The 17,467-nt window shown below is 49.9% G+C and carries 11 protein-coding genes; 9 read left to right on the forward strand and 2 right to left on the reverse strand.

Annotated features, from left to right (window positions below):
• Positions 1 to 84: 84 nt before the first annotated feature.
• The gene (locus M1B78_RS15540; RefSeq protein WP_136011031.1) at positions 85 to 714 is read right to left on the reverse strand and encodes an HU family DNA-binding protein; all 630 of its coding nucleotides are present in this window, start codon (positions 712 to 714) and stop codon (positions 85 to 87) included.
• Between the two features lie 37 nt (positions 715 to 751).
• On the reverse strand, positions 752 to 946 hold the full coding sequence (locus M1B78_RS15545) for a hypothetical protein (protein WP_136011030.1): 195 nt from the start codon (positions 944 to 946) through the stop codon (positions 752 to 754).
• A gap of 468 nt (positions 947 to 1,414) precedes the next feature.
• Between M1B78_RS15545 and M1B78_RS15550 the strand changes: the two genes are divergently transcribed.
• The 9 genes from M1B78_RS15550 to carB all read left to right on the forward strand — a co-directional run bounded on the left by M1B78_RS15550 (position 1,415) and on the right by carB (position 17,299).
• Positions 1,415 to 1,990: a DUF3575 domain-containing protein gene (locus M1B78_RS15550; protein WP_257941155.1), complete on the forward strand. Its 576-nt coding sequence runs from the start codon at positions 1,415 to 1,417 to the stop codon at positions 1,988 to 1,990.
• Between the two features lie 15 nt (positions 1,991 to 2,005).
• Positions 2,006 to 3,496 carry a DUF3868 domain-containing protein gene (locus M1B78_RS15555; RefSeq protein WP_257941156.1) on the forward strand — a complete coding sequence of 497 codons (1,491 nt, stop codon included), beginning with the start codon at positions 2,006 to 2,008 and terminating at the stop codon, positions 3,494 to 3,496.
• Positions 3,497 to 3,552: 56 nt separating this feature from the next.
• The gene (locus tag M1B78_RS15560) at positions 3,553 to 4,800 is read left to right on the forward strand and encodes a fimbrial protein (RefSeq protein ID WP_257930844.1); all 1,248 of its coding nucleotides are present in this window, start codon (positions 3,553 to 3,555) and stop codon (positions 4,798 to 4,800) included.
• A 105-nt stretch (positions 4,801 to 4,905) separates the two neighbouring features.
• Entirely contained in the window at positions 4,906 to 5,874 is a 969-nt protein-coding gene (locus M1B78_RS15565; RefSeq protein WP_257941157.1) for a FimB/Mfa2 family fimbrial subunit, read from the forward strand.
• A 26-nt stretch (positions 5,875 to 5,900) separates the two neighbouring features.
• Positions 5,901 to 7,376, forward strand: a complete 1,476-nt coding sequence (locus M1B78_RS15570; protein ID WP_257941158.1) for a fimbrial protein — start codon at positions 5,901 to 5,903, stop codon at positions 7,374 to 7,376.
• Positions 7,377 to 7,386: 10 nt separating this feature from the next.
• A complete protein-coding gene (locus M1B78_RS15575) occupies positions 7,387 to 9,582 on the forward strand; it encodes a fimbrial protein (protein WP_257941159.1) in 2,196 nt (731 codons plus the stop codon).
• Positions 9,583 to 9,610: 28 nt separating this feature from the next.
• On the forward strand, positions 9,611 to 12,772 hold the full coding sequence (locus tag M1B78_RS15580) for a hypothetical protein (protein WP_257941160.1): 3,162 nt from the start codon (positions 9,611 to 9,613) through the stop codon (positions 12,770 to 12,772).
• A 104-nt stretch (positions 12,773 to 12,876) separates the two neighbouring features.
• Positions 12,877 to 13,779 carry a DUF5106 domain-containing protein gene (locus tag M1B78_RS15585; protein ID WP_257930849.1) on the forward strand — a complete coding sequence of 301 codons (903 nt, stop codon included), beginning with the start codon at positions 12,877 to 12,879 and terminating at the stop codon, positions 13,777 to 13,779.
• 292 nt (positions 13,780 to 14,071) lie between these two features.
• Positions 14,072 to 17,299, forward strand: a complete 3,228-nt coding sequence (gene carB / locus M1B78_RS15590; RefSeq protein ID WP_176469016.1) for a carbamoyl-phosphate synthase (glutamine-hydrolyzing) large subunit — start codon at positions 14,072 to 14,074, stop codon at positions 17,297 to 17,299.
• The last annotated feature ends 168 nt before the right edge of the window (positions 17,300 to 17,467 follow it).

Below are 17,467 nucleotides of genomic sequence, written 5' to 3' on the forward strand. Positions count from 1 at the left end.
CCGATAATAATCGAAACCTCAAGGGGTGGCAGTCTCTTTCGTTCGGGGGAGCAATCTTTCGTTCGGGGGAGCAATCCCTTGAAATTAAAACTCCGCGTTGACGTACACCTTGTGCGGTGCCCTTCCGTGGGTTGCGATGCCGTTTTCCGGTTGTGCGGCCCATTTCCTCAGCTCTTTGGCGGCGCTGTCCCGCAGCAGGCCCGTCAGTCGGCAGTAGTCGGCCACCTGCATGTAGGGGTTCTCTTTCAGGAACTTCTGCGCCAGCTTCAGCCGCTGTTCCGGGGTGAACCGTTGCGAGGAACGCAGAGGCTTCTGTTTTGAACGGTACAGTATGCAGCGCCTTCCGGTTTCTTCGATGAACTGTTTGTCTGCGCGGAAATTGATGTTGTTTATGCAGATGCTCATCGAGTTCCGTTTCCGGTTCTCCGCCTCTCCGGCCTCGCGTTCTTTCCCCGGGCGCAAGCCCAGCGAAGGGGTGAAGATGCCCAGTCCGTCCACCTTCACCGAGTTGCCTTGCGCCATCTGGCTGGCAATCTCCTGGGTGAGCGAGCGCACCAGCCCCGTGATGTCGCCCGGGGTGAACGTGCTGGCATAGTTGATGTTGTTGGCAAGATACTCCAAGTCTACTTGGTTCCACAATTTCATGCGTGGATAGAAGGTCGGTTTGCCTTCTTCGTTGGGCAGGTTCGATTCCTGCATCTGATATTCGGCCATTGCTGTCGAAGGTTGTTAATGCTGTCTGCTACAGCGGTTAATGATAAGGATGCTTTCCCTTGGCTTCAAAGTGGTCTTGTCTGGATGGCAAGGAGGTCTGGAGTATGGAGAAAGGTATATATTCAGGCTGAAGATATAAAACTTCAAGTTGAAGCTGTAAGTCTGTACCTTGAAGATATACATCTTTAGGGCAAAGATAATCTTTTTTATCAGAATGTGTGTCTTTTTCCATAGGTTTCTTTTCGCTTATTCTCTATGGGGTGATGCCCTTTGTAGCAATACTTCCTGATAACGGTTGCCAGTCATGCTATTTTCAGGTCGGTGTGTGTAGGCTGACGGACGCAATTGGAGGCTTTTTTTGAGAATTTATGTTTTTTTCTTGTTTACCTTGACATGTTAATATAATTTGTATTGTCGCGCATGCTGTTTTTCCTTGAGAAGTTGTCTGGAAGATAGTCTGATAAGGGGGTGACATTTTTTTGAATGAAATTATGTTTTTTTTCTTGTTTATGTAAAAAGAAAAGAATATTTTTGCAAAGTGTTACTTGGTTTTTCTAACTTCTTTGGCTCCTGACGGAGCGAAGTGACAACTCCTCTACTCCTGTAAATGAAAAACACAGGTCAAGCGGAAATTAAGCAAATAATAGCCTACCGATTCTATCTCTATCGGTGACAATAAATATAACGATAAGGCAAAAGTATGAAAAAAGTAATTCTCGGTATTTTTCTTGCCGTCTGGTGGTGTGCAGGCACCATTCATGCACAAGACATTGCAGTGAAAACCAATCTGCTCTATTGGGCTTCCTCCACGCCCAATCTTGGAGTCGAGTTCGGGTTGAATCCCCACGCCACCCTCCAGCTTGTGGGCGGCTACAATCCATGGACGCTCAATAAGGACACCAACAGGAAAATCAAGCACTGGCTCGTGATGCCCGAATTCCGCTATTGGTTGTGCGAACGCTTCAACGGACATTTCTTCGGCATCCACAGCGGTTATGCCTACTACAATGTGGGCGGTGTGCGCATTCCCTTCTGCGACAAGTCTACCAAAGACCACCGCTACCAGGGATGGGCTACGGGTGCGGGCATCTCTTACGGTTACTCGTGGGTACTGGGCAGGCGCTGGAACATCGAAGCCTCCGTCGGCCTGGGTTACATCTATACGGACTACGACAAGTACGAGTGTGCCACCTGCGGTGACTACAAGTCGAGCAACGACAAACACTACTTCGGCCCCACCAAAGCCGCTGTTTCCCTGATATATATACTTAAATAACAAAACGGAAAGACAATGAAATACATATATTGCTCCATACTCCTTGCGATGTTGGCCGCTAGCCCCTTGACGGTGAATGCCGACAACGAGACCGGTTATCTTTCTGAAGTCGATCTTCGCAACCTGAAGATTGACAAGCAGAACCGGGAAGTGGCACTGGCCATGGTGTTCGACCTGGGCAGGCTGAAACTCCCCACGCAGCAGACCGTGGCCTTCATCCCTGTGCTCGTCTCCCGCGACGGTAGCCGCGAGACGGCTTTCCCACCCGTGGTGGTGGACGGAAAAACACGTAATCGCATCTACCTGCGTGCGCGGCAACTCCGAAGTGTGGACTTGCCGCCCTATCACGACGGCAGTGCGCAGACCGTCATCCGCCGCCACAATGGCAGCGGGCAGAGCTACGATTATCGCGCCTCCTTGCCTTTCGAGGCATGGATGCTGGGCGGGCGCATTGAACTGCGCGAGCAGGTCTCCGGCTGCGCCAACTGCCTGAAGGCTACCGGTGTGCGCTCCTTGCCCGACTCGGAAAAGGCTCTGGCACCCTTCGTGCCCGTCTACCATGTAGACCGCGTGATGCCCGAACCCGAGCCCGTGAAACGGCGTGCCGAGAGCCGCGTGGCACGATTGCAGTTCCCGCAGGGCAGCTATAAGATTGTGTCCGACTTCCGCGACAACCGTGCCGAGCTTGATGCCGTGTCCGGTTCCGTGGAGCTGGTGAAGAACGACGCTGACATTACCATCACCGGCATTCACATCGTCGGATATGCTTCGCCCGAAGGCAGCGAGGCCCATAACCTGGTTCTCTCTGAAAACCGTGCCAAGGCGCTGGTCGACTATATCCACCGTCGCAACGACATCCCTTCCGAACTGTTGCATGTGGCGTGGAAAGGTGAAGACTGGGACGGATTCGTGAGTGCCATGCGCCGCATGTCCGATTTGCCCGGGCATACCCGCGTCATGGAGCTTATAGGCCGTTATGCCGACAAGCACGATTACTGCGAAGCTCAAATCAGGAAACTCCTTTCGCCCGAAACCTACAGGCGTCTGCTGGCCGAGGTATATCCTGCCCTGCGCCGCAACGAATACCGCATCGAGTACAATGTGCGCAACTTCAACATCGAAGAGGCCCGTCGGCAGATAGAGACCCGTCCCGAAATGCTGAGCCTCGCCGAGATGTATGCCGTGGCCGATGCTTGCGGTGAAGGGACCGATGGCCATCGCAAGGCGATACTGACAGCTGCCCGTATCTATCCGGACAAGGTGGCGGCCGTGGTCAATGCCGCCCTCATGGAAATGAAGCGTGGCGATGTGGCGGAAGCCATCCGCATGCTTCAGGCCTTTCCTGACGGTGACGCATCCGAAGTGCAGAATGCCTTGGGAGTGGCGTATGCCCGCCAGGGAGCGTATGACAAGGCGGTCGAATGCCTCCGCCGTGCCAAGGATGCCGGAAGCGCAACGGCTGCCGAAAACCTGAAACAAGTGTTGGGCGCCATGCAAAACCTGTAGGACATGTTATCCTGATATTATTGATATGATTATTCACCAATTAATTTAATAACGTTATGAAGTTAAACAAGCTCTTTATGCTGGGGTTGGTCGGACTGGCCTTCACCGCATGCAGTAATGAAGACGAAATCCCCGGAACAGGGAAGCAACAAGACAAAGCCGTTATCAAACTTTCGCTGGGAGCGGCGAAAACAAGAAGTTTGAGTGAAACAGCTGCCAATCGGTATAATAAAATAACCGATTTGGAGGTCTTTTTTTACAATGCCCAAGGAAACTTTGTGGAAGTGCCCGAAACTGTAGAAGGAGATGCTGATTACAGTAAGACTAAGGCGATTGCGAATGCCGTGAAAGAATTGCAGGAAAAAAATGAAGCCAATCTGGAACTGCAGGGAGTGCCGGAATATGCTGCCCAAGTTTATATTGTTGCCAATCAACCGAAAGGAAATAAAATAGTGACTACTTCAATTGCCGATTCCAAGAAATCCGTAATCTTTCTGCGCTCACAAAGTGGCTTGAATGCTAATGATGAATTTGAATTCGAGAATTTCTCCGGTGAGCATTCCACACTGACCAGTATGGAAACCGGTAAAATAAGCTCCACACAAGATGGCGTGGCAACTGCGAATGCGACTTTGACACCGGTTCCTGCTCGTATTGAACTGAAAGAACTGAGAGCACTTGCCGCACCCGCGAATTGGGGTGGTGTCGAAATTGCATCCTTTAACGTGAAGGGTATCTATCTCAATCGTTTTTGCCCGTGGGGAAGATTGAATGGAGAGAATGATGGTATTGCACAGGTTTCTAACGAAAATGATAAGGAAAAATATACCAAGGCATTCTATGCGAAAATTCCTTATAACTATGAAGGAACGAATGCTGAACGTAATTACGCTTTCATGTGTGACGAACCGACAGCCGCGGAGGTTTCATCCGCTAAAGGCAATGCGGGAATCTGGTCGGTTATGCCTAAGGAAGAGACAAATTGGTGGGGCTATCAGGTACTTCCCGGTTCTGTTCCTCACCTTGTCTTGAAATTGGATGTGACATATGCTAATGGAAACACTCAAGAAAAGTACCTCACTGTTCAAAATTATAAACTGAATGAAGCGGTTGAAGGAGTTGGGCAGGCGAATGCTCGGCTGACGGAGGTGAAAAGAGGTCATGTCTATCGGATTGAACTCCTTACATTCGATGCTTCTAACCTGACAGACGTTCCTTACGAAGGGACTAAAACCGTTAGTGCAATAATTGAAGTTGCCGCATGGGTACCGGTATCTATCAGTCCTGATTTCAGTAAGAATTAATCTTCGGAGATGAGGATGCCTTTCCGGGAGAGGGGGCATCCTCATTCCTCCTGTTGTTTTTTGTATTTTTAATGTATTCATACATTCATAGATAAACCACTTGCGATGAAATATTCATTTACAAAGATGCTTCCGGCACTGTTCCTGCTTGCCGGCCTTTCGGGCTGCATCAAGGAAGACCGCTCCGAATGTAACCCCGGAGCACTGCTGAAGTATGACTACTCGCTGAACACAGAACATGCCAATCTTTTTGGAGAAGAAGTGGGCAAGGTCACCGTATACGTCTTCGACGAACAAGGCATGTACTACGGAACCTATTCCGACGCAGGCAGCCATTTGACAAACAGCTGGCAGATGCTCCTACCGCTACCTGCGGGCAACTACACTGCCGTCACTTGGGGCGGATTGCTCGACTCCTATCGGCTTGGCGAGACCGACACGGATGAAACGGCATTTCATAGCGGGTTGAAGAAAGGGGTTACGCACATCGACAACTTCATGCTGTCTGCCGAAGAGGAAGGGCTCACGTTGCAGAAGCTTGACGCCCTCTATCATGGAAAGGCGGATGTCACATCCGTGTTCCAGCCGGAAACAGCCACTACCGTGGAACTGACGAAAAACACCAACTTGCTCATCGTCACCATAGAAGACGAAAGCATACGGGAGACTGCCTCCAAAGGAGGAGAACTGCCCTACGAAATTTATTGCAAGGGAGCGAACGGCCGCTACCGTGCCGACAACCGGCTTGGCAAGAAATGCGCCTCCCTTATCTACCAGCCTCACAAGGCACACACTGCCACCGGAAAAATGGAAGTTGAAATAGACTTGCTCCGCCTCATGGCAGGCCAACCGCTGCGGTTGGTGATAAAAGACCGTGCCGGAAAATCTGTCTATGACATCGACCTGATAGAAAACTTGCGTGCCACAGGACAATACGTCACGCAGGAAGAACTAGACCGCGAAGACGTCTACCACGTCGTGCTCCGACGCGGAACCGGTGGAGAAGGAGAAGATGGTGCAATCGGCATTACCATCAACGGATGGGTGCCGGTAGACATCAAACCGGAACTGTAAACGATAACCAAACGATATATAGAATCATGAGTCACAGAACAAGAAGTAATTCCATGTCACTCTTCCTGATGCTCCTCGCCATGCTGGGCATGCTGGCGTCTTGCATCAAGGAAGACAATGCGATGGGTGACAACCGGGACGAGATAATGATAAAACTCCGGGCGGGCACACGTGCCCCCGGAGACAATGACCCGCTGATACGCGACAAAGACGACCACTTCTCCAGTCTGGCCGTCTACGTGTTCGACGCGAACGGGAAATCCCTGGCCTTGCACAAGTTTTCGGTAGGTGAGGAGGGTGTCAATTCTTATACTACCACCGCCTTTTCGTGCAGCCTGCTGGCAAAGAACTTGTTTGTCATAGGAAACTATGCCGATTATCCGGATTTGGATGAGGCGCTGGTGGCAAGCCTGAACAAGGCAGACGTGCAGAAACTCGTGGCGAATGCCGAAGGCAATGTGGAGTTGAAGTCGACAAACATATTGATGGTGGGAGAAGCGGCGCTGCCTGCATTCAGTGAAGACGCGGCGAAAGACGAACATCTGGAAGCGGAAGTCACCTTGCACCGCCTGGCAGCGCGAGTCGATGTCTTTGTCTTCAAAGAAGAGGGCTGGGATGAAGACGTGCAAACCACCAAAGTGGCGTTTACGGGTGGTGTGAAGAATACCACGCTGACATATAGCGAAGAGGGAGACATCACTCTTCCGTCTCCTGTTGTTTACGATAGTGTCCGTGAATATCCCGAAGACAAGTCGGCAGCCGAAGATGACGGCAATATGTCTTGGAGTGACGACACCCATCTGCACGGACGCTTCTATACCTACCGTACTTCCCGGCCTCAGAACTCCGAACATGCTCCGAGGCTTGCCGTCACCACACTCGTCAACGGAGTGGAGAGAACTTATTCTGCCTCGATTCCCAATCCAGATGCTACCGGTAACATGGTTCTTGATGCAGGCAAGGTCTATCAGGTGAAAGCCGTATTGAAGACAAGCGGGATACAGGTAGAGATAACAGTGGCCGATTGGGACGAAGGCGGCACGTATGAACTTGAATTTGCCTATCCGCAATACAGGCAGATGACTCCGTTCAACGGCTCATCCTCTGAAGGAGACCTATATCCGCAGCCCACTGTTTACTACAATCCCGATCCGGCATCGGATGCCGGAACTTACTCTTTCGAGTTCTATATAACCGGCCCCGTGGGACAGGAATGGACACCTACGCTGGTGGGTGGCACCGAAGCCGATTTCCGGGTGGAAGTGCTGCAAGGCGGAACGTTGGTTGAAGCCCCGTACTCTATTTCTCCAGCCCCGTATCAAATCAGGGTAAAAGCTTTGAAGCCTGGGAATGAAGGAGTGGAAACGGCGCTTGGCATCTCTTGTATACCCAAGTGGGATACCCAGTCGATGTTGTTGCTGATTGGCGGTTCCGGAGAGAATTTGAAGTGGGAAGGCAGTGATATGCCCGAGTTGATAAAGATTAAACAGGTACAACCATAAGCTATGAACCATGAAACGGACAGTAGTATATAGTGTGATTATAGGTTGCGTGGCGTCACTTTTCCTTGGCGCCTGTAGCAACGAGAACGAGATTTTTCCTTCAAAACCGGAAGTTGCGGACGGTAACCGCATCGTGCTGAACATTGCATCGGCCACATTGCCGTTGAGCCGTGCCGTCGAGGCTACGGGTGCCGAAGTGAAGGTGGCCCATGTGGACGTGCTGATTTTCGGTGCAGACGAGAAGCGCGTGCACCACGAACGTATATCGCCCGCCATGGATGGAAAAACGGGCACGCTTGCCTTGTCGGCAAAGCGTGAACAGTTTACAGCCGGTGAGGCATACCGGGTTTACCTGGTTGCCAACAGTGTTTTGCCCGAAGAGGATTTTGCGGCGGTTGCCGACCTGGCCGGATTGAAGTCCTTGACGCAACAGAGCAGGGACATTCACGTTACCGGTCTGGGCAACAACGCTCCCGAAGCTTTCTTGATGGACGGCATTGCCCGCCTGAAAGGCAGTGCGGGCGATAATGTGGTATTGAACCGGGCCGGCCAGACGGAAGATACTTTATTGGAATCCACCCTGCGCAGGGCAGCGGCAAAAATCGTGGTCGTGATAACGCAGGGAGAGGAAGTCCGGTTTACGGAGGACCCAGCAACGGCTGGGGCGGTCTATTATCTCCGCAACATGCCTTATACCACTTCCGTCTTGTCGGGTGTGGATGGCGAAGCTGAGTTGATGTCCACACTTCCGGCTGCTCCGAGCGATTATTTCAAATGGGATTTGGAAGCTGCTCCTAAAAAGATTGTCGTCACTGCCTATGCCTACGCTCACGATTGGAATGACAAGAGCCAATTGGAGAACGAAGTACGCCTGATTGTAAATATTCCGTTGGCGGCTAAACAGAATGATGGCACGCAAGAGTTTGGAGAGGTGATGGATTCTTACTATCAGATTCCGGTCAGCAAGGATAAAAAGCTGGAACGAAATACCTGTTATTATGTGACGGCTACGGTAAACGCACCCGGAGCGCAAGATCCTTCGGAACCGGAAACATTGCAGGATGTGGACTATTCCGTAGTAGAGTGGGAAGATAAAACTGTCAATGTGGGAGGTGAAAGCGAACGTCCGATTTTCCTCTACGTCAATGAGGAGGAGATGGCGATGTACAATATGGAGAGTGACAATACGACCTTGCATTTCTCGTCGTCGATGCCGGTAGAGGCGGAGGTGACCGGGGCCTATTATATTGATAAGTTCGGGCAAGAAACTAATGTAACTGGTGCTATAAGAGATCAAATCAGTGCTACTCCTGCAGAAGGGCTTTCGGGTAATATCGCTGTGCATAGTCCGGTGCCTACCAATAATGCGATACGATACATCAAGTTAAAAGTTTCTCATAAGGACAATCCTACAATTTCCCGTGAGGTTACGGTGGCACAGTATCCGTTGGAGTATATCACGAATATACAAGGGTGGTATTCGTATCGGGATGACTTTAAGAAAACTGATGCTCAACCGACTACGTATGAATATAAAGGGGATGGAATTGTAGGAATATCCTATTCGAGTGGGCAGTATACTTATAATACGTCTAGCAGTGGTTTTTGGCGTTCTAAAGTGGTAACGAGAACAAATGCAGACGGGAGTTCTAGGATAGATTACTACACTTGGGGGAGGTGGAATAATACCCTTTCTACGTCTAGTGCTGAATCTAATGGAAATGCCAGAATGTATCATGTCCGAATAATGGCTACTTCGGATGATTATACACTTGGAAGACCACGTTTGACAGAAGAAGGATATACCGATTCTGGACTGGATAATGCCCGGTTAGTATCGCCTTCATTTATGATTGCTTCTCGTTTGGGATTTGTAAATACGAGCTGGGGTGGTATAGACCTTACAGGAGACTATGCCTTAGATGTCGTAAGAGAGCATTGTGCCCGCTATGTGGAAGTTTACAAGGATAAGAACGGTAATAAGGTCGTTCTTGATGATTGGCGTTTGCCAACAAATGCGGAATTGAAAATTATTATGAAATATCAAGGAACTGCAAATCAGAGTGCCGACGCAATTGATTACCTGCTAAATGCTGGAGCTTATTGGAGTGCCAGCGAGGCTGTACAAAATGATAAGTCTAATTCTAATGGCACTTCGGTTCGTTGCATCCGCGATGCCTACGATGACGAAACTGTCAATCAATAATGATTGAGAATATAAAAAGAAAGCAATTATGATAAAGAAAGCAATACATACAATGATAGCCTTATTGGTTATATCGGTAGTGTTCATTTCCTGCCGGGACGATTACGAAGCGGGAGTGCCCGTTGTTCCCGACGGTTATGTCGCCTTGCATTTCAGTACCGACATACCTGCCATGCAGGAAGTGTCGACCCGTGCTGTAGATGAAGACGGAAGCGGCGTGCAGAACATGAGTCTTTTCTGTTTCGATAACTACGGGTTGTTCGTCACCACCGCTACGGCAACCGTCAGCTCTACTACTGAAACAACAGGAACATTTGATGCCACAGTGCCCGACCATACGCGCATCATCCATTTTGTGGCCAACCAAAACATGTCGGAGTTTCCCGAAAATGCGTTCTCCGGAAAATCGGAGACAGAAGTAATGGCCCTGCTGCAAGGCTCGTCCGGAAAAATGATTTACTGGGCACGTTTTGCTTGCAACAAGGAGAATACTGGAGATAAAATAGACAAACAGTTGCAAGCAGCCGGTAATAGCATCCGGCTGATTCGTAACCATGCACGGATTTCCGTGAATGAAACGACTCAGAATAATGTTTTCACCGTGACCGGATTTAAAGTCTACAACACGAATGGTTTCGGTACCGTGGCTCCCTATCATCCGGAAAAAGGATTCGATTTCTCTTGGGATGAAATAAAGAGTGTCCCCTTCGTCACCCTTCCCCTTAACCGTGCCAAGATGGATGACTTCCAGGATGTCACAACAGAGCTGAGCCAATATGTATTTGAATGTGAAAACAACCTTGACGATCCGGTCAGTGTAATCATTCGCGGACATCACCAAGGTGAAACACAAGACAGTTATTACCGCGTGATGCTGGTGGATGAAAATGGTGACCAGCTTCTGATATGCCGTAACCACCATTACATCGTAAACATCGTAGGCGAGCTCTCCTACGGCCAGCCCACCTTTGGCGAAGCATTGGAAGCCGCTGCCACCAACAACGTATGGATAGCCATTTCCGACGAGGTGACCGCAGTGGAAGACAACAGCTACCGCCTTTCCGTGGCGCAGACTTCTTATGTTCTCGACAGCGAAGAGGCTACCGGTCAGGGTTATTCTCTTGCATATACTGTGGAGGCAAAGAACGGCACGCCACTTACCGATGCCGATAAGCCGGACATCACTTGGCTGGAAGGAAACACCGTGGCGCAGCCAAGGATAGTGAATGACTTCAATCCTGCCACCGGCGCGGGAACCGTTACCATCACCACTTATGCCCTGGGAGAGAATGTGCACCGCCTGGAAGGTACCCTGCTCGTAAAGAAAGGACGGCTGCAACGCAAAATCAAGGTCGTCAAGATAAAGAAGCAGTCGTTTGTGCCTGCATGGATGGGGGCTCAGCTTTATGGCAAGATTACCGACCTCAGTAAGCGCCCCAAGGCTACAGCCGTGTTCACCATTCCCGAAAGCTGTCCGGACGAACTCTTCCCCATGCGTGTGCTGATTTCGGCAAACGAACTTGATGTCCGCTCTGCTTCGGGCATGAAGCTCGACATCATCCGCAAAGGAGAACCCGGTTATGGAGAAGACAATGGCTGGGGATATAAGTATGTGTATACTGCAACCGCTTCCGGCGGGCAGCGGATTTACTTCGAGAGTATCCTTAATCAGGCGGAAATGGCTGAACGCAAAGTTGTCATCGAGGCAGCGCATTTCGAGCCTGTGGAACTGAAATTTCATTTCTCTGAGAAGAACAGAGCCATCACCATGCCTAAGTTGTCTCAGTATAATGCCGGAGCCGGCGGTAACGGTCCTAAGGACGAGCCTATCTACTATCGCATGGTTCCGCAGAAGAAGAAAGCCCGGGTAGTGTTCTATATGGAGTTGCATGAAATGGGTACTGACTACACACCTCAAAATGCTATCAATGCCGGTGAGTCCGATGAATTCTTAGTGTACAACAGTAATTTGTTTCATTACAACGACGATGAATATGCTGATGCCGGTCTTGGGTCTGCTGACAAGTTTGATTGTGAGTTCTTTCATGATGAGGCTACCGCGTGGTCGGATAAACAAGTTAATATGGGGCAGGTATGTATGTTTAAGGCGCGTAAGCCCAATATTACTCCCGAACTCGGAGATGGTGTGTATCAGATTTATATGTATACCACCAAAGCAAAGAGTGCGGAGACAGTCCGCATTGCTTCCAATCTGCCTACTTTGGACGCGGTATTGGAGAGAGACGGTAATACCACAGGAAGTGATATGGATGACGACGGCGTAATAATTGGACCTGGTAAATACAAGGGAAACACTTACCGTAGCACCATTTTTGAGCTTGCCAACTACAGTCCGTTCCGTTTTGCTGCGGGCGTCAACTGGAATAAGCAAGGATTTATTGAAGAAGGTACGGATGATGCCGCAACGGGCGATGTGCCCGAGAAGGTGACTGATTTGGAATGGAGTTATGAACCCGGCCGTGAAGTCGATATCGAGTTTGATATCACCAGTTTCAGGGGAATGAAGGATGTTAATAAACAGGAGTATGAGTCTGTCGATCCTTTCGGCCAACAGTTTGACATATTTATTGATGCTCCGATGCTGGAAATAGATGAGAACCGCTTAGGCAATCTTGGTGGTAAACTGAGAAAAGACTCCAAAGTGTCCGGTCGCTTTATTTATACCGTGGATGCCAATCGTGAGAAGGAATGCACTTATGGTCAGGCAGAAGCTTACCGGAAAGACGAAATGGGAGGAGTGGATCAGAGTGGTGAGCGCAAACGTCTTCCGTTCAAAGTGAAGAGTGCCGTGAGTGCCGGTGACATCACCGTTTCGTCCGATGAAGACATGGTAGTCTATTTTGCCAAGACATTCCGTGTAAGCAATCGCCCCATCTCGGGCTCATTACGCTACAAATTGGCCGATGGAATAGTGCAGGATGTACCTCAGCATACCTTTGTGCCTTTTGAACGTACCGGCAACAATAGCCGCATCGGTGCAATCACCGTTGTGGGGAACGGCAAATATGAATTGCGCCTGCGTAGAGAGTATGATTTCAACTGGTATACACATGAAGTGGAATTGCGTTGCGAGATTAGCGGAACTATCTATAGCGCAAAGGTTCGGAACCTGGCTACTTTGTTTAGTAATCCTGATATTGTCCTCGAACCGGTTTCGGCAGGCAACTAAAGTTTCTAAGTAATAGCTCTTGTTTTCAGGCACCCGTCGCGCAACAAGGACAGGTGCCTGAATATTTATGTTTCTCTTCTTAATCCCTATAAACACAGCTGCTTATGAAAACGTTACATACCCTTTTCCTGGCGTCTCTATACTGTCTGGCAACCGCTTTTTGTCTGCAAGCCCGGGCGCAGCAGGCTTCCTCGTTCCGGTTGCCCGATGTGCCTGCCGTCCTTGCCACACCCGAAGAACGGGCCGCTTATTTGTCGTGCCACTATTGGGACCATTTCGATTTCTCCGATGTCTCTCTCATCGACCGCCCGGAAGTCACCGAGCAGGCTTTTGTCGACTTTATCGGCATCCTGCCTTATACCGACCGGGCGGACACTGCCCTGGAGACCTTGTTGCATCGTGCCTCTGTCGGGAAGAAAATGCTGCGCCATTTCATTTTGTTGGGCGACAAATACCTTTATGAACCCAACTCGCCCATGCACAACGAAGAATTGTACATCCTGATGCTGCGTGCCCTGCTGGCCAATCCCGCACTGGACGAAACCGAGAAAATACGTCCGCGTCACAGGCTGGAGACAGCACTGAAGAACCGGCCGGGACATACGGCTGCCGACTTCGGCTTTGTCTGCCGCGACGGCCGTCGGATGCAACTGAATGCCGTCTGTGCCCCTTATCTTATTCTCTATTTCAACGACCCTGACTGTGATGATTGCCGCCGTGCCAAAGAGCGCCTTGTCACCTCGCAATCCTTGAACAGGCTGATGGATTCGGGTAGCCTCGCCCTGCTTTCGGTATGCGTAGGGGGCAAGACGGCCGCCTGGCAGCAAGCCGCCTTTCCTGCCCGCTGGATAGATGGCTATGACGAAGGACGGCAACTCACCCGCCGGCAGGTGTACGACCTGAAGGCGATGCCTACCCTATATTTGCTTGACAGCCGGAAACGGGTTATCCTTAAAGATACCTCTATCGACAAGATTGAAGAGTGCTTACGGCATTCTGTCCGATGATGTCCTCTGACTCCTGTAGATAAAAAAGCCGTGATATTTGTAGCGTTTCATTTGTTCGTTTCATAAATAAGTCGTTACTTTGCATAAATTTTAAAGAGACTATGCAATCGCAGGAAATGAGAAGCAAATATAACCTCCGTTCGAATGAATTTCATTCGGGGACCGTCGGTTTCTCTTTTTTCGAGGAAGATATTTTTAGTTCTTTGGTAATGCGTTAATCCTTTATTGGGTGACGCATTTTTTTTTGTGTCCGAACGTGAAGAAGAAAAATAATAGACAACAACAAGAGAATATGGAAAAGAATTTAAAGAAAGTGCTTGTCTTGGGCTCTGGTGCGCTTAAGATTGGTCAGGCCGGAGAGTTCGACTATTCCGGTTCGCAGGCGTTGAAGGCGTTGCGCGAAGAAGGTATCGGTTCTGTGTTGGTAAATCCTAATATTGCCACTATCCAGACATCGGAAGGTATTGCCGATCAAGTTTATTTCCTGCCGGTGACTCCCTATTTCGTGGAAGAAATCATCAAGAAGGAACGTCCCGACGGAATCCTGTTGGCTTTCGGCGGACAGACAGCATTGAACTGCGGTACGGAACTCTATCAAAACGGCATTCTTGAGAAATATGGCGTGCGTGTGCTGGGTACTTCCGTTGAGGCAATCATGTATACCGAAGACCGTGACCTCTTTGTGAAGAAGCTGGATGAGATTCCGATGAAGACTCCGAAAAGCCAGGCTGTGGAAGGCATGGAAGATGCGCTGAAGGCAGCCCGCGAAATAGGCTATCCGGTTATGGTGCGCTCGGCGTATGCTCTGGGTGGACTGGGAAGTGGCATCTGTCCGGATGAAGAATCCTTCATTAAACTGGCCGAAAGCTCTTTCGCTTTTTCTCAGCAGATATTGGTAGAAGAGTCTTTGAAGGGGTGGAAAGAAATTGAGTTCGAGGTAATCCGCGATGCCAACGACCACTGCTTCACGGTGGCAAGCATGGAAAACTTCGACCCGCTGGGTATCCATACGGGCGAGTCTATCGTAGTGGCTCCTACTTGTTCGCTGACCGACGAGCAGGTGAAGATGTTGCAGGAACTTTCTACCAAATGTATCCGCCACCTGGGCATTGTGGGCGAATGTAACATCCAGTATGCGTTCAATGCCGAAACAAACGACTATCGTGTCATCGAGGTGAACGCACGATTGTCCCGTTCTTCTGCATTGGCTTCCAAGGCTACCGGTTATCCGCTGGCATTTGTGGCTGCCAAGATTGCTTTGGGCTATACGCTCGACCAGATTGGCGAAATGGGAACTCCAAATTCTGCATATGTTGCTCCGCAGCTTGATTATCTGATTTGCAAGATTCCGCGTTGGGACTTGACGAAGTTCGTAGGCGTCAGCCGTGAAATCGGCTCCAGCATGAAGTCTGTGGGCGAAATCATGTCTATCGGCCGCTCTTTCGAAGAAATCATTCAGAAGGGGCTGCGTATGATTGGCCAAGGAATGCATGGTTTCGTGGGAAATGAAGGCGTGGAATTCGAAGACCTGGATTATGAACTGTCTCACCCTACTGACCTGCGTGTCTTTGCCATTGCTGAGGCTCTGGAAAAGGGATATGCCATCGACCGTATCTTTGAACTGACCAAGATTGATCCTTGGTTCTTGGGCAAGCTGAAGAACATCGTAGACTACAAGCAGAAACTTTCTCAATATAATAAGGTGGAAGACATCCCTGCCGACGTGCTGCGTGAAGCAAAAGTGCTTGGCTTCTCCGACTTCCAGATTGCCCGCTTCGTGTTGAATCCGCAAGGCAATATGGAGAAGGAAAACCTTGCCGTACGCGCCCGTCGTAAGGAGTTGGGCATCCTGCCTGCCGTGAAGCGCATCAATACGGTGGCTTCCGAGCATCCGGAACTGACAAACTACCTCTACATGACGTATGCGGTTCAGGGCTACGATGTGAACTATTACAAGAATGAAAAGTCTGTGGTCGTACTTGGCTCGGGCGCTTACCGCATCGGTTCGTCCGTAGAGTTTGACTGGTGTTCGGTGAATGCCGTTCAGACGGCCCGCAAGCTGGGTTACAAGTCCATTATGATTAACTATAACCCCGAAACCGTTTCTACGGACTACGACATGTGCGACCGTCTGTACTTTGACGAGCTCTCCTTCGAACGCGTGCTCGACGTTATCGACTTGGAGCAGCCGCGCGGTGTTATCGTCTCAGTGGGTGGACAGATTCCTAACAACCTGGCTATGAAGCTTCACCGGCAGTCAGTTCCCGTGCTGGGCACTTCTCCCATCTCCATCGACCGTGCGGAAAACCGCAACAAGTTTTCTGCTATGCTCGACCAACTTGGCATCGATCAGCCGGCTTGGCAGGAACTCACCAGCCTGGAAGATGTGAAAGGCTTTGTGGAGAAGGTAGGATATCCGGTACTGGTACGTCCGTCTTACGTACTCTCCGGTGCTGCGATGAACGTATGCTATGACGAAGAAGAATTGGAAAACTTCTTGAAGATGGCTGCTGAGGTATCTAAGGAATATCCGGTGGTCGTATCTCAGTTCTTGCAGAATACCAAGGAAATTGAGTTCGATGCTGTTGCCCAAAACGGTGAGGTGGTAGAATATGCTATCTCCGAGCACGTGGAGTTTGCCGGTGTGCACTCCGGTGATGCTACGCTGGTATTCCCGGCACAGAAGATTTACTTTGCAACGGCACGTCGCATCAAGAAAATCAGCCGTCAGATTGCGAAGGAACTCAATATCTCCGGTCCTTTCAACATCCAGTTCTTGGCACGCAACAACGAGGTGAAGGTTATCGAGTGTAACCTCCGCGCGTCGCGCAGCTTCCCGTTCGTATCGAAGGTGCTGAAGCGCAACTTCATCGAGACTGCTACCCGCATTATGCTGGATGCTCCTTATACACAACCGGATAAGTCGGCATTCGACATCGACCGTATCGGTGTGAAGGCAAGCCAGTTCTCTTTCTCCCGTCTGCACAAGGCAGACCCGGTATTGGGTGTAGACATGTCATCTACCGGTGAGGTGGGCTGTATTGGAGACGATTTCTCCGAGGCGTTGCTGAATGCCATGATTGCTACCGGATTCAGAATCCCTCGTCGCGAGAAGGGAGTGATGTTCTCCTCCGGAGCCATGAAGTCTAAGGTCGATTTGCTGGATGCCAGCCGCATGCTCTTTGCCAAAGGTTATAAGATTTATGCTACGGCAGGTACTGCCGCTTTCCTTAATGCTCACGGCGTGACGACAGAAGCTGTTTACTGGCCGGATGAACGCCCGGATGCGGAAAACAATGTGATGACGATGATTGCCGACCATGCCTTCGACTTGATTGTCAACATTCCGAAGAATCATACGAAACGCGAGCTGACCAATGGCTACAAGATTCGTCGCGGTGCCATTGACCACAATATTCCGTTGATTACCAATGCTCGCCTGGCAAGTGCCTTTATCGAGGCATTCTGCGAAATGAAGCTGGAAGATATTCAGATTAAGAGCTGGCAGGAGTACAAATAAATTGTTTGTTCTGTAAAACGATTGCAAGGAGGTTGTGTCAAAACGTTGGCACAACCTTTTTCTATAATTTATAGTCCTGTTATCTTTTCTCTTGTCTACGCCGCTTTTTTCTCATTCATTTGGTAACAAGTTGCTATATTCCCGTTGTATCGGGTTATAAATAGTCCA

It is taken from the genome of Bacteroides muris (ex Fokt et al. 2023), assembly GCF_024704895.1.
GTDB lineage: Bacteria > Bacteroidota > Bacteroidia > Bacteroidales > Bacteroidaceae > Bacteroides > Bacteroides muris.